The following is a 13132-nucleotide window of genomic DNA, read 5'->3' as shown; positions in this document are numbered from 1 at the left end:
GCGGTGCCGGCGGGGATCGTGGAGCACGTGAACGCACGCACCACCCCCGATCCGCACTCCGCCCTCCTTCTCGTCGCCGGCGCCTCGGTCCTGGCCTGGACCGGCATCCTCGTCGCGCTCGCGGGCGCCGACCCGGCGACGGCGTCGGTCTGGCGGTGCGTGCTCGCCCTGGTCGTGCTGGGGCCGTGGGCACTGGCCGAGTACCGCCGCGCCGGTGGCCTCCCGCCGGCGACGGTCGGCTGGTCCCTGCTGTCCGGGGTGTTCCTCGGTGCGGACTTCCTCCTGTGGACCCGCGCGGTGCTCGACGCGGGCGCCGGGATCGCGAACGTCGTGCTCAACATCCAGGTGCTGGCGCTGCCGCTGATCGCCTGGGTCGTCGCGGGGGAGCGGGTCCCGCGCCGGCTGGTGTACGCGGCGCCGCTGCTGCTGGGCGGCATCGCGCTGGCCGGCGGGGTGCTCGGAGCCGGGGTGGGTGGACCCGAGCCGGTGCGCGGCGCGGTGCTCGGCACCCTCGCCGGGATCGCCTACGCCGGGTTCCTGCACCTGAACCGCTCGGTGTCGCGGGGCCGCCCGCGTCACCTGGTGACCCCGGTCGCGCTGGCGACCGTCGGGGCCGGGGTGACCTGCGGGATCGTCGCCGTCGCCGGGGGCGGGATCGCGGTCGCCCTGCCCGCGACGACCTGGGCCTGGCTGATCGTGCTGGCGCTGGCCGGGCAGGTGGTGTCCTGGGTGCTGATCGGGCGCGGCTCGGCCGGGCTGGCGCCGGGCACCGCGGGGGCGCTGCTGCTGGTGCACCCGGTGCTGTCGGTGGTGCTCGGCATGCTGGTGCTCGGGGAGACCCTGACCGCGTGGCAGGTCGCGGGCTGCGCGCTGGTCGTCGCCACCGTCGCCGCGCTGGTCGGTCCGGCCGGGACCACCGGGCGGCTGCGCCGGGTGGTGGACCGCCACGAACGGGCCTGGGCCACGCTCACCCCGCGGGCCTGACCCGCCTGGTCAGAGCTCGATGCGCTCGGCCCCCGTGTAGACGTTGCCGGTCCGCCCGCGCAGGAACCCGACCAGGGTCATCCCGGACTCCTCGGCCAGCTCGACGGCCAGCGACGACGGCGCCGACACCGCCGCGAGCATCGGCACCCCGGCCATCACGGCCTTCTGCACCAGCTCGAACGACGCCCGCCCCGACACCATCAGCACGGTGCCGGTGGCGGGCACCCGGCCGTCCATCACCATCCGGCCCAGCACCTTGTCCACCGCGTTGTGCCGGCCCACGTCCTCGCGGGCGGCGAGCAGGCCGCCGTCGGCGTCGAACAGGGCGGCGGCGTGCAGCCCGCCGGTGGAGCCGAACACCTTCTGGTGCTCGCGCAGCCGGTCGGGCAGCTCCAGCAGCAGCTCCCGGCCGATCCGCAGCGGGTCCGCGGCCGGGGAGTGGCGGGTCTTGAGCTTCACCGCGTCCAGCGAGGCCTTCCCGCACACCCCGCACGACGAGGTGGTGTAGAAGTTCCGCTCCACCGACGCGTCCGGCGGGGCGACGCCCTCGGCCAGGTCCACGTCGAGCACGTTGTAGGTGTTGCGGCCCTGCTCGTCGACGGAGTTGCAGTAGCGGGCCCCGGCCAGGTCCAGCCCGGAGCCGATCACACCCTCGGTCAGCAGGAACCCGTGCGCGAGCTCCACGTCGTGGCCGGGGGTGCGCATCGTCACCGACAGCGCCTTCCCCCCGACGCGCAGCTCCAGCGGCTCCTCGGCCACCAGGGTGTCCGGCCGCGAGCGAGTGCTGCCGTCCGCGTTCAGGTGCAGCACCGGTCGCCGCACGGTGAGCCGTCCCATTCCGATCCCCTCCCGCTGTCGACCCCCCAGGGTAGGAGGAGGATCGGCCGCGTGCGCGGGTACGGGGGGCGGCGGCCGGGGGCGGGGATCGTGCCGGCGGGCGGTGCGTCCTCGCGGATGGGGTCGGCGAAGGCGTCGCTGGACTGGCACGGGGCGGCGCTGCTGACCCGCACCGTCGCCGTACTGGGCCGGGCGGTGGACGGGCCGCTGGTCGTGGTGCGTGCCGCCGGGCAGGAGCTGCCGGAGCTGCCGCCGGGCACCGAGGTCGTCGACGACCCGGTCCCCGGGCTCGGCCCGCTGCCCGCGATCGGCGCCGGGCTGGCCGCCGTCGCGGGCCGGGCGCAGGCGGCGTTCGTCGCGTCGGTCGACCTGCCGCTGCTGCACCCCGCCTTCGCCGCCCGCGTGCTGGACCTGCGCGGGGAGCACGACGTCGCGCTGCCCGAGGCGTTCGGGCACCACCAGCCGCTCGCCGCCGCCTACGCCACCGCACTCGCCCCCGTGATCGACGGGCTGACCGCGGCCGGGCAGGGCCGCCCGCCGTCGCTGTTCGACCGGGTCGCGGTGCGCCGGATCGGCGAGCAGACCCTGCGCAGCGACCCGGTACTGGCCCGCCTCGACCCGGACCTGGCGTCGCTGACCAACGTCAACACCCCCGCCGAGCTGGCCGCGGCCCGGGCCCGCCCGCTGCCCGCGGTGCGGCTGGTCGAGGGGGGCGTGATCCGCACCGTCCGCGCCCGCACGGCGGGGGAGCTGGGGCGCCCGGTGGCCGTCGCGGGCGGGACGGGGCCGCTGCCGCCGTGGTTCCCGCTGGTGACCGGTGACGAGCTCGAAGGGGTGTGACGGGGGTCTCGACCTTGCTACGGTGCGGAGGCCGAAGGTCACCACCACCACCCCGGAGGTCGACGATGACCGCCACCCGCCCGCAGGGATCGCGCCGGGGCTTCCGCCCCCGCCACGTCCGCCTCACCGAGCCGCTGGTCCGCGAGAACGGGGTGCTGCGCCCGGCGTCCTGGGACGAGGCCCTCGACCGTGCCGCGGCCGGGTTCGCCGGTGTCCCGGGCGACCGCTTCGGCATGTTCAGCTGCTCCAAGGCGACCAACGAGATGAACTACGTCGCCCAGAAGTTCGCCCGGGCGGTGATGGGCAGCAACAACGTCGACAGCTGCAACCGCACTTGACACGCTCCCAGCGTCGTCGGTCTGACGGCAGTGTTCGGTGCCGGCGGCGGCACCTCCGCCTACGTCGAGGCGGAGAACGCCGACCTCCTCGTCCTGTGGGGTAGTAACGCCCGCGAGACGCACCCGATCTTCTTCCACCACGTGCTGCAGGGGATCCGCAAGGGCGCCCGGATGTTCTCGGTCGACCCGCGCCACACCTCCACCGCGCACTGGGCGGACTCCTGGCTCGGGCTCGACGTGGGCACCGACATCGCGCTGGCCAACGCGGTCGGCCGCGAGATCATCCACGCCGGGCTGGTGAACCACGCGTTCGTCGAGCGCTCCACCACCGGCTTCGAGGACTACCGGGCCGCGGTGGAGCCGTACACGCTGGAGCGCGCCGAGGAGATCACCGGGGTACCGGCGTCGTCGATCCGGGAGCTGGCGCACGCCTACGGCCGCGCCGACCGCGCCCAGATCTGCTGGACCCTGGGCATCACCGAGCACCACAACGCCGCCGACTACGTCTTCGCCCTGATCAACCTCGCGCTGCTGACCGGGCACGTCGGCCGCTACGGCTCCGGCCTGGTGCCGCTGCGCGGGCAGAACAACGTGCAGGGCGGCGGCGACATGGGTGCCATCCCGGCCAAGCTGCCCGGCGGCTACGACGTCGGCGACGCCGAGGCCCACGCCCGTTTCCACGCCGTCTACGGCGGCGTCGAGTTCCCCGACCGTCCCGGCCGGCACCTGTCGCAGATGTTCGAGGCGATGGAGGCCGGACAGATGAGCGCGCTGTACTGCATCGGGGAGAACCCGGCCGAGTCCGAGGCCGACGCCACCCACGCCCGGCACCTGTTGTCCTCCCTCGACCACCTCGTCGTCCAGGACATCTTCCGCACCGCGACGGCCGAGCTCGCCGACGTCGTGCTGCCCGCGGCCGCGGACTGGTGCGAGTACGAGGGCACCGTCACCAACTCCGAGCGCCGCGTCCAGCGGGTCCGCAAGGCCCTCGACCCGCCGGGCCTGGCCCGCCCCGACACCCACATCATCTGCGGCGTCGCGCAGCGGCTCGGGCACGACTGGGGCGAGCCGACGGCCGAGCAGGTGTGGGACGAGCTGCGCTCGGTGTCGCTGAACTGGCACCACGGCATGAGCTACGACCGCCTCGACGCGCTCGGCGGCATCCAGTGGCCCTGCCCCGCCGAGGACCACCCGGGCACCCCGCTGATGCACACCCGGCTGTGGGCCGACGACCCGGACGAGCGCGGCGCGCCGGCGCCGTTCACCCCGGTCGAGCACGTCCCGCCGGCCGACGAGCTCACCGAGGAGTACCCGATCCGGCTCACCACGGTGCGGCTGCTCGACGCCTACAACTCCGGGGTGCAGACCGGCGGCTACGCCTCGCCGCTGCGCCGCCGCGAGTCGCTGCGCATCGACGCGGCCGACGCCGCCGCGCTCGGCGTCACCGACGGCGACCGGGTGCGGGTCACCAGCCGTCGCGGCAGTGTCGAGGCGCCGGTGTGGGTCGACCGGTCGCTGCGGCCGGGGCTGGCGTCGTTCACCCCGCACTTCACCGAGCAGGTCGACGTCAACGCGCTCACCAACGACGCCTGGGACCCCAAGTCGGGCACCTCGGAGTTCAAGGCGACCGCCGTGCGGATCGAGAGGCTGTGAATGGATCTCCACATCTCCACCGCCGCACCGACCGCGGCCGAACGGGACACGATCGACGCCGCGTTCGCGCTGCTCGCCCCCACCGCCGCGGACGCCACCGCCGGGGACCGGCCGACCCGGTCGGCGCACGCCGGGCACGCCGCCCGCTCGCGGCGCCACCTGCTGCTGCCGCTGCTGCACGCGGTGCACGACGCGGCGGGCTGGCTGTCGGAGGGGTCGCTGAACCACGTCGCGCGGACGCTGCAGGTCCCGCCGGCCGAGGTGTACGGCGTCGCCACCTTCTACGCGATGTTCTCGGTGGAGCCGCGCGCGCCGCGGGTGGTGCACGTCTGCGACGACGTGGCGTGCGGCCCGTCCGGCGGCGAGGAGATCGTCGCGGCGCTGGAGCGCGACCTCGACGGCGGGCGCGCCTGCGTGGTGCGCAGCCCCTGCCTGGGACTGTGCGAGCGGGCGCCCGCGGTGCTGCACCAGCGCGCGGGCGAGCCCGACCTGTCCCAGGCCCCCGCGACCCCGCAGGCCGTCCTCGCCGCGGCGCACGCGCCCGCCGACCCGGCCGGGGAGCAGGCGGCCGAGGCCGACCGGGCCTTCGCCGACACCACCGTCTCGGCCCCGCAGACCCGGACCGGGGAGCACCTGCGGCTGCTGCGCCGGGTCGGCGTCGTCGACCCCACCTCGCTCGACGACTACCGCGCCCGCGGCGGTTACGCGGCCCTGCGCCGCGCGGTCCGCCTCGGCGCCACCCGGGTGATCGCCGAGCTCAAGGACGCCTCGCTCACCGGGCGCGGCGGCGCCGCGTTCCCCACCGGCGTCAAGTGGGAGGGTGTGGCGCAGTCCCCGGAGCGCCCGCACCACCTCGTCTGCAACGCCGACGAGTCCGAGCCGGGCACCTTCAAGGACCGGGTGCTCATGGAGGGCGACCCGTTCGGCCTGGTCGAGGCCATGACGATCGCCGGCTACGTCACCGGCGCCACCGTCGGGCACCTCTACGTCCGCGGCGAGTACCCGCTGGCCACCCGCCGGCTGCAGGACGCGATCGCCGCGGCCCGGGCGCGCGGCCACCTCGGCGACGACGTGATGGGGGAGGGCTTCGCCTTCGACATCGACCTGCGCCGCGGGGCGGGCGCCTACATCTGCGGTGAGGAGACCGCGCTGCTGGAGTCGATCGAGGGCTACCGGGGCGAGCCGCGGAACAAGCCGCCGTTCCCGGCGACCTCCGGGCTGTTCGGGAAGCCGACCGCGATCAACAACGTCGAGACCCTCTACAACGTGCTGGAGGTGCTGAACATCGGCGGCGGGGCGTTCGCCGCGGTCGGCGGTGGCCGGTCCACCGGGTCCAAGCTGTTCTGCGTCTCCGGTGCCGTCGGCGCCCCCGGGGTGTACGAGGTCGACTTCGGCACCACCCTGCGCGAGCTGCTCGACCTCGCCGGGGGCACCCGCGGCACGCTGCGCACCGTGCTGCTGGGCGGCGCCGCGGGCGGGTTCGTCCTCCCGCAGGACCTCGACGTGCCCCTCACCCTGGAGGGGGCCCGCGACATCGGCGCCACCCTCGGGTCCGGTGTCGTGCTCGTGTTCGACGACCGCGCCGACCTCACCGCCACCCTCCGCCGGATCGCGGCCTTCTTCCGCGACGAGTCCTGCGGGCAGTGCGTGCCGTGCCGGGTCGGGACGGTCCGCCAGGAGGAGGCACTGGCCCGGCTGGAACGCGGTGCCCCGCTCGGGTCGCGGGAGACCGAGCTGGGCCTGCTCGACGACCTCGCGCGGGTCATGCGCGACGCGTCGATCTGCGGGCTCGGGCAGACCGCGCCGTCGGCCGTCGCCTCGGCACTCGACCTGGGGCTGATCGCGGCGCCGTCGCACTCGTCGAACGGACACGGAGGGCGTCGATGACCACGACCAGCGGGAAGGGCCCGATGGGGCCGGGCGGCGGCTCGCGGGCACCCCGGGCCGGGGAGGTCGACGGTGCGCCCGAGGCCGACGCGTCGTCCGGCGACGGCACCCCCGGCGACGGCCCCGGCGCGGGCGAGGGCGTCGCCGCCCTGCACCGCACGAACGGGGCCGGCGCGGTCGGCGTGACCGTCGCCGACCCGGCGGGCTCCGGTCCCGGACCGGCCGAACGGCTCGCCGGCGGCCCGGTGATGCTCGGCGCGATCCGGCGCACCGTCAGCGTCTCCCTGGACGGCACCGAGGTCCGGGTCCCGGAGGACGCGACGATCCTCGACGCCCTGCACCGCGAGGGCTCGCCCGCCCAGGCCGACACCCCCACCCTGTGCTGGGCGCCGAACATGGACCCGGTGAACGCCTGCCGGGTCTGCGTGGTCGAGGTCGAGGGCTCCCGCGCGCTGGTGCCCTCCTGCGCGCGGCGCTGCGAGGACGGCATGGAGGTGCGGACCGACACCGACACGGTCCGGCACAGCCGCCGGATGGTCCTCGAACTGCTGGCGTCCTCGGTGGACATGACCCAGGCGAGCGCCGACGTGGCGCGCTGGATGACCGACTACGGCGTCGACCCCGACCGCTACGGCCCACCCGCCCCGCCGGCCGCGGCGGGGGAGCGCGACCGCCGCCACGCCGGTCACCACCCGGCCCCCGACGGCGCGACCCGGGCCACCGTCGCCCAGCCCGTGAAGATCGACAACGAGCTCTACGTGCGGGACTACTCGCGGTGCATCATGTGCTACAAGTGCGTCAACGCCTGCGGGACCGACGCCCAGTTCACGTTCGCGATCGCCGCCGCGGGCCGCGGGTTCGACGCCCGCATCGCCACCGAGCACGACGTCGAGCTGCCCGGGTCGGCCTGCGTCTACTGCGGCAACTGCATCGGGGTCTGCCCGACCGGGGCGCTGAAGTCCGTCGCCGAGCACGACCGCCGCGAGGCAGGCGACTGGCACCCCGACGAGGAGACCGTCACGACGACGATCTGCTCGTTCTGCGGGGTCGGCTGCAACCTGGAGCTGCACGTGCAGCGGGGCGAGGTCGTCAACGTCACCAGCCCGGCGGACCACTCGGTCACCCACGGGCACCTGTGCATCAAGGGCCGGTTCGGGTTCCGGCACGTGCAGAACCTGCCGGAGGCGTGAGCACCGCGGCCACGAACCGGGTCAGCTCCCGCTCCACGTGCTCGGCCACCGGCAGCCGGGGGTCGAAGCTCCACCACAGCAGGGTGCCCTGCCAGTGGGTCGCCAGGAGCGCGCCGGCGCCGTCCGGGGCGCCCGGGGTGCCGGCCAGGCACGCGTCGAGGACGTCGGTGAGCGCCTGCCGCCAGGCGGCGCCCCGCCGTCGGACGTCGGGGTCGAGGAGGTCCTCGCGCAGGACCAGCAGTGCGTCGGCGTAGCTGTCGATCCCGCCGTACTGCCCCGACAGCCCGACCAGGAACGCGACGGCGCCCTCCGGCGTGCGCTCCGCCTCGGCGCCGCTCCCGGCGGTCTCGCGGTCGAGCCGGTCCCACGCGTGCAGCAGGGTCCGGCGCAGCAGGTCGGACTTGCCGCCGAAGCGCTGCACGAGCGTGGCCGGGGCCAGCCCGCTCGCCCCGGCCAGCGCGGCGAAGGTGAGCGCCTGCGGCCCGCGGGCGTGCAGCACGTCGAGGGCGGCGTCGAGGACGTCCGCGTCGGGGACCTGCTTGCGACGGGGCACGGCTCACCCTCTCAGGCGGGCGGCGCCGTCGACGCCGCGGACCCGGCGAGGCCGGCCGGGTCGGGGCTGTAGGCGACCATCCAGGTCGGCTCGATCCGGTAGAAGACGACCTCGTCCCAGACGAACCCCTCCGGTCCGTAGCAGCGCTGCAGGTGGTCGAGGGTCGCGGGCCACCGGGGGTGCGCGGGCGCGCCGGCCGGGTTGAGCGGGTGCGCGGTCCCGTGCGTGAAGATCCCGAGGTCGTCGCCGCGCAGGTGGGCGGCGCTCACCGCGGGGCGGTCCGCGAGGTGACGTGCCTTCACGGCGCCGGGGTCGGTGCCGACGACCCACGCGCCGTGCAGGAAGTGTCCGTCCACACCACTGACCCGGGGCTCGCCGCGCCGCGTGGTGGTGGCCAGCGCCAGGGTGCAGATCCCGGTGGCGACCCGGACGAGCTGCGCGGCGGTCAGCGTCCGTTCCCCCGGGGTGACGATGCTGCGCAGGTGGTCCCCGGCTCCGGAGACGGAGGCGTCCAGCAGCCGCTGGAGGTCGGTGAGCTCGGTGGTCGTCTCGAACATGCCGGTGGTCGGTCCCCTCGTCGGCTCGGGTCGGCTCCGACGAACATAACCGAATGCTCGTTTACAAACAATTCGGTCCCTGGCAGGCTGCCCGGTGTGACGGACCTGAGGGACAGGGTGGCGCTGGTGGCGGGCGCGACGCGCGGCGCCGGGCGGGGGATCGCGGTCGAGCTGGGCGCCGGCTCAACGTCTTCTACGACCTGGCCAAGATCGCGCCCATCCGGCTGGCCCGGTCCTGGGCGCACGAGCTGCGCGGGCACGGCGGGACCGCGGTCGCGGTCACCCCGGGCTGGCTGCGCTCGGAGATCATGCTGGAGCAGTTCGGGGTCACCGCCGACACCTGGCGCGACGCGTGCGGGGGTCGCCGTAGTTCTCGCCGAAAATCGGGCGGATATAGCTGAGTAGCCTCCTGAGCTGCGGATGGTGGTTGCGCGGGAGAGCGCAGTTGGCGACGACCCGAAGTGCAAGGTAACGGCCGAGCCGGTCGGGTCAGCCCACCTTCGCGCGAGCGCGGGAGAGCGCTCGGTAGACCGTGGAGCGGGTGACGGAGAAGAGCTCCTCGAGCTCGCTGATGGTGTGCTCGCCGGCGGAGTGGAGTGAGACGAGGTGCGCTTCCTGCCGCGGCGAGAGCTTGGGCTGCTTGCCGCGCAGCCGGCCCTTGGCTCTGGCGACCTTCATACCCTCCCGTGGCCTCATCCTGACGAGATCGGCCTCGAACTCGGCGATCATGGCGAGCGCGTTGAACAGCAGTCGGCCGATTGGGTCGGTGGGGTCGTGCACCGAGCCGCCGATGCAGAGCTTGATCTCGCCGGCAGTGAGCTCGTCGGCGATCGCACGGGCGACGGGCACCGAGCGGGCGAGGCGATCAAGCTTCGTGACCACGAGGGTGTCGCCGGCGCGGCATGCGGCAAAGGCTTCGCGTAGCCCGGGTCGGGCGCGGTTCGTGCCGGTGAGCCCGTGGTCGACGTAGATCCGCTCGGTCGCGACGCCGAGCGCGATGAGGGTCGCTTGCGGGACAGCCGACGCAGTCATGCCGAGCGCGCTGCGGACCCGGGAGGGTGGTCATCACAAGCGCTTCAGCCGACGACTGTGACGACGCCGGCTCCGCCCACACCGATGTTGTGCTGCAAACCGATTCGCGCTCCCTTGACCTGACGGCCGTCAGCAACCGCGCCGCGGAGCTGTTGGGTGAGCTCGGTGATCTGCGCCAGTCCCGTGGCACCGATCGGGTGTCCCTTGGAGAGGAGACCGCCCGATGGGTTGACGACGACGCGACCGCCGTAGGTGTTGTCGCCGGCGTCGATGAACTTCTCCGACGTGCCCGGCGCCGTGAGGCCCAGCGCTTCGTAGCCGAGGATCTCGCTGACCGTGAAGCAGTCGTGCAACTCGACCACGTCGACGTCACCCGGGCCCAGACCCGCTTGCTCGTAAGCCACGGCTGCGGCCCGCTCGGTGACTCCGTAACCGACGACCCCAGACAGGTCGTCTGGGTCGAAGCTCGCCGCCGTGTCCGTCGCCAGCCCCTGTCCCAGGATCCGGGCACCGGAGTCGATGTTATGGGCCCGGGCGAAGTCCGACGTGCAGACGATGACCGCGGCGGCGCCGTTGGTGGGCGGGCACGCCTGCAACCGCGTCAGCGACTTGAACAAGGTCGGCGAGGCCAGCACTTGCTCGACCGTGACTGGGTCACGGAAGACGGCGTTCGCGTTGGAGCATGCGTGCTGTCTCGCCTTGACCGTCACCTTCGCGAATGTTTCCGGTCGCGTTCCGTATCGCTCCATGTAGTCGGCGCCGGCAGCCCCCGAATAGTAGGAGCGCCATGGGCACGTCCTAGTAAGAGGTCATTGCAGAAGTCCGGGAGCGGGTACCGGGCGCTCCCAGGGGCGGTGGGAGCATCGCGGGCATGGCGAGGCCTCGGGTGACGACGAAGACGAAGATCTTCCGGATCGAGATCGTGCTGGTCGATGTCGAACCGACCGTGCGGCGGGTGGTCGAGGTCCCGGGTGAGGCCAGTCTCGCGGTCCTGCACGAGGTCGTGCAGGACGCGATGGGCTGGACCAACTCCCACCTGCACGAGTTCGAGATCGACGCTGTGCGCTATGGGATGCCTGATCCGGACTGGGACTCCGGCACGCTCGACGAGGCCAAGACGAAGCTGTTCCGGGTGCTGGCCGCCGGGCAGGACGCGGGCTATGTCTACGACTTCGGCGACAACTGGCACCACGTCCTGACCGTCGACGCAGTCACCACTCCAGAGCCTGGGGTGCGCTACCCGCGCTGTGTCGAGGGGCAGGGTGCATGTCCACCCGAGGACGTGGGCGGGGTGTTCGGCTACCCGGAGTTCGTCGACGCGCTCGCCGATCCCGATCATGCTGAGCACGCCGAGCGGGTCGAGTGGTGGGGCTCGGACCAGTTCGATCCGCACCATTTCGACCTCGCCGGCACCGACCGAGCGCTGGAGCGGTTGGCCTGGTCGCCGCTGGCCGGGTCGAGCGCGACGGCGCGGTCCTGATCCACCGCGAGGGGTCGTTCAGGGCAGACGGCGCAAGCAGATCAACGCGCACGCCAGCTTCAGCAAGGCCTCGATGCTGGTGCGGGAGCGTTCGTAGCGCAGCCCGAGCCGCCGGAACGACAGCAGCCAGGCCATCGTGCGCTCCACGACCCACCGGACCCGGCCGAGCCGGGCCGAGTCTTCGACTCCGCGGCGAGCGATCCGCACCCCGATCCCGCGCCCGGAGAGGTAGCGCCGACACCGTGGGTAGTCGTAGCCCTTGTCGGCGTGCAGCTTGCCGGGACGCCGCCGCGGGCGTCCGGCCTGGCCGCACCGTTCGCGGACGCCGGGATTGGTGTCGAGCAGCTCGGCCAGCATCCGGCTGTCGTGGGTGTTCGCGCCGGACACGACCGCGTGCAGCGGCAGGCCGTTGCGGTCGCAGAGCACGTGGTACTTCGACCCGGCCTTCCCACGGTCGGTCGGCGAGGGCCCTTGAACCGCCCCGGCGTGTCCGGAGAGCTATCGGGTTGAGTGCTCTGACTCGGGCTGGCCGATGTGTTGACGGTAGTGCGCGGCCTCCAGCTCGGCCGGGGGCAGGTCCGCGGCAGCGGAGTGCAGCCGTCGGTGGTTGAACCAGTCGACGTACTCGAGGGTGGCGATCTCGACCTGCTCGACCGTGCGCCACGGACCTCTCGGCTTGATCAGCTCGGTCTTGAACAGCCCGATCGTCGACTCCGCCAACGCGTTGTCATACGCGTCGCCCACCGACCCGACCGAGGGCGCCGCGCCGGCCGCGGCGAGTCGTTCGGTGTAGGCGATGGACCGATATTGCGACCCCGCATCCGAGTGTGCGACCAGCCCGGACAGGTCCTTATGGCCCTGTCGGGCGCGAGTCCATACCGCGTGTTCGAGGGCATCGAGCACCAGCTCGGTACGCATCGACGTGGCCGCGCGCCAGCCCAGGATCCGCCGCGAACAGGCATCGATGACGAAGGCGACGTAGACCATCCCCGACCACGTCGGCACGTAGGTGAAGTCAGTAACCCAGAGCTGGTCCGGGGCCGGCCGGTCGAACCGGCGCTCGACCAGGTCACCGGCCCGCGGCCCACCACCGTCGATCGTGGTGCGGACCCGGCGTCCGCGGCGGACCCCGGCCAGCCCCGCCGCGCGCATCAGCCGCTCGACCGTGCATCGGGCGACGTCGATGCCCTCGCGGCCCAGCTGGATCCAGACCTTCCGAGCGCCGTAGACGCCATAGTTCTCGGCATACACCCTGCTGATCTGAGCGGTCAGTTCCTCGTCACGCACCTGCTGTCTGCTCGGGGCCCTCAACGCCGCGGCGCGGGCGGCGTAGTAGGTCGACGGGGCGATCGCCACGCCCAGCTCGGCGAGCTGGGCGCAGATCGACGCGACACCCCACCGCCGTCCCACCGTGGAGCGGGCGGCGTGCTGGTCGATGAACCTCACCAACGCTTGTGTGGCCGGTCGATCTCGGCCGCGAAGAAAGCCGAAGCAGCCTTGAGGATCTCGTTGGCCCGCTTGAGCTCCGCGACCTCCCGGCGCAGCCGCTTGACCTCCTCGGACTCCTCAGTGGTGGTGCCCGGCCGGACACCACCGTCGATCTCGGCTTGACGGACCCACTTGCGCACCGTCTCCCCGGTGCCGACCCCGAGCTTGGTGGCGACGGCGTTCATCGCCGCCCACGGCGAGTCGTAGTCCGACTCGACCTCGGCGACCATGCGCACCGCCCGCTCACGCAACTCCGGCGGATACGGCGGCTGGGAACGACGTGTCATGACTCC

Annotated in this window: 12 protein-coding genes and 2 pseudogenes; 7 read left to right on the top strand and 7 right to left on the bottom strand. The window is 73.6% G+C overall.

The features are described 5' to 3' along the window. Nucleotides 1-27: 27 nt before the first annotated feature. Entirely contained in the window at nt 28-984 is a 957-nt protein-coding gene (locus MTO91_RS14245; RefSeq protein WP_476651473.1) for a DMT family transporter, read from the top strand. Nucleotides 985-993: 9 nt separating this feature from the next. On the opposite strand, the gene fdhD is transcribed toward MTO91_RS14245, so the two are convergent. Then, entirely contained in the window at nt 994-1821 is an 828-nt protein-coding gene (gene fdhD / locus MTO91_RS14240; RefSeq protein ID WP_062395101.1) for a formate dehydrogenase accessory sulfurtransferase FdhD, read from the bottom strand. Between the two features lie 51 nt (nt 1822-1872). Here fdhD and MTO91_RS14235 point away from each other — a divergent pair, with 51 nt between their 5' ends. The 4 genes from MTO91_RS14235 to MTO91_RS14220 all read left to right on the top strand — a co-directional run bounded on the left by MTO91_RS14235 (nt 1873) and on the right by MTO91_RS14220 (nt 7729). Next, nucleotides 1873-2661: an NTP transferase domain-containing protein gene (locus MTO91_RS14235; protein ID WP_476651472.1), complete on the top strand. Its 789-nt coding sequence runs from the start codon at nt 1873-1875 to the stop codon at nt 2659-2661. A 65-nt stretch (nt 2662-2726) separates the two neighbouring features. Beyond that, nucleotides 2727-4652, top strand: a complete 1926-nt coding sequence (locus tag MTO91_RS14230; protein WP_405417028.1) for a molybdopterin oxidoreductase family protein — start codon at nt 2727-2729, stop codon at nt 4650-4652. Beyond that, nucleotides 4653-6539 (top strand): NAD(P)H-dependent oxidoreductase subunit E, encoded by a 1887-nt coding sequence (locus MTO91_RS14225; RefSeq protein WP_476651471.1) that lies wholly within the window; start codon nt 4653-4655, stop codon nt 6537-6539. Further along, a complete protein-coding gene (locus MTO91_RS14220) occupies nt 6536-7729 on the top strand; it encodes a 2Fe-2S iron-sulfur cluster-binding protein (protein ID WP_476651469.1) in 1194 nt (397 codons plus the stop codon). Before MTO91_RS14225 ends, MTO91_RS14220 begins: the two co-directional genes overlap by 4 nt. Here the strand turns inward: MTO91_RS14220 and MTO91_RS14215 are convergent. Both MTO91_RS14215 and MTO91_RS14210 read right to left on the bottom strand, forming a co-directional pair. Continuing rightward, a complete protein-coding gene (locus MTO91_RS14215; RefSeq protein WP_062395095.1) occupies nt 7680-8282 on the bottom strand; it encodes a TetR family transcriptional regulator in 603 nt (200 codons plus the stop codon). The two genes, MTO91_RS14220 and MTO91_RS14215, sit on opposite strands and share 50 nt — an antisense overlap. Nucleotides 8283-8293: 11 nt before the next feature. After that, a complete protein-coding gene (locus MTO91_RS14210; protein ID WP_178373773.1) occupies nt 8294-8839 on the bottom strand; it encodes a pyridoxamine 5'-phosphate oxidase family protein in 546 nt (181 codons plus the stop codon). A 179-nt stretch (nt 8840-9018) separates the two neighbouring features. On the opposite strand from MTO91_RS14210, the pseudogene MTO91_RS14205 reads away from it, so the two are divergent. Then, a pseudogene (locus MTO91_RS14205) lies at nt 9019-9192 on the top strand (short-chain dehydrogenase); the annotation flags it as partial. A gap of 136 nt (nt 9193-9328) precedes the next feature. On the opposite strand, the gene MTO91_RS14200 reads toward MTO91_RS14205, so the two are convergent. Next, nucleotides 9329-9871 (bottom strand): recombinase family protein, encoded by a 543-nt coding sequence (locus MTO91_RS14200; protein ID WP_405417036.1) that lies wholly within the window; start codon nt 9869-9871, stop codon nt 9329-9331. Between the two features lie 44 nt (nt 9872-9915). Then, nucleotides 9916-10581, bottom strand: a complete 666-nt coding sequence (locus tag MTO91_RS14195; protein WP_405417037.1) for a thiolase C-terminal domain-containing protein — start codon at nt 10579-10581, stop codon at nt 9916-9918. A 176-nt stretch (nt 10582-10757) separates the two neighbouring features. Between MTO91_RS14195 and MTO91_RS14190 the strand changes: the two genes are divergently transcribed. Then, complete coding sequence (locus MTO91_RS14190) at nt 10758-11351, top strand: plasmid pRiA4b ORF-3 family protein (protein ID WP_337826784.1); 594 nt, start codon at nt 10758-10760, stop codon at nt 11349-11351. Nucleotides 11352-11369: 18 nt separating this feature from the next. On the opposite strand, the pseudogene MTO91_RS14185 reads toward MTO91_RS14190, so the two are convergent. Then, nucleotides 11370-11834, bottom strand: a pseudogene (locus MTO91_RS14185) (IS5 family transposase); the annotation flags it as partial. A 15-nt stretch (nt 11835-11849) separates the two neighbouring features. Continuing rightward, a protein-coding gene (locus MTO91_RS14180) for an IS3 family transposase (RefSeq protein WP_232021061.1) occupies nt 11850-13126 on the bottom strand; the annotation gives its coding sequence in 2 pieces (ribosomal slippage) (nt 11850-12838 and nt 12838-13126; 1278 coding nt in all). Between the last annotated feature and the right edge of the window lie 6 nt (nt 13127-13132).

The organism is Pseudonocardia sp. 2-7 (assembly GCF_056341085.1).
The sequence above is the reverse complement of the archived record's forward strand: the minus strand, read 5'-3'. Positions and strand labels throughout refer to the sequence as shown.

What these genes read in the sequence shown, in the direction of transcription:
- MTO91_RS14225 (WP_476651471.1), top strand. Translation starts at nt 4,653, where the DNA reads ATGGATCTCCACATCTCCACCGCCGCACCGACCGCGGCCGAACGGGAC.
- MTO91_RS14200 (WP_405417036.1), bottom strand. Translation starts at nt 9,871, where the DNA reads ATGACTGCGTCGGCTGTCCCGCAAGCGACCCTCATCGCGCTCGGCGTC.
- fdhD (WP_062395101.1), bottom strand. Translation starts at nt 1,821, where the DNA reads ATGGGACGGCTCACCGTGCGGCGACCGGTGCTGCACCTGAACGCGGAC.
- MTO91_RS14220 (WP_476651469.1), top strand. Translation starts at nt 6,536, where the DNA reads ATGACCACGACCAGCGGGAAGGGCCCGATGGGGCCGGGCGGCGGCTCG.
- MTO91_RS14210 (WP_178373773.1), bottom strand. Translation starts at nt 8,839, where the DNA reads ATGTTCGAGACGACCACCGAGCTCACCGACCTCCAGCGGCTGCTGGAC.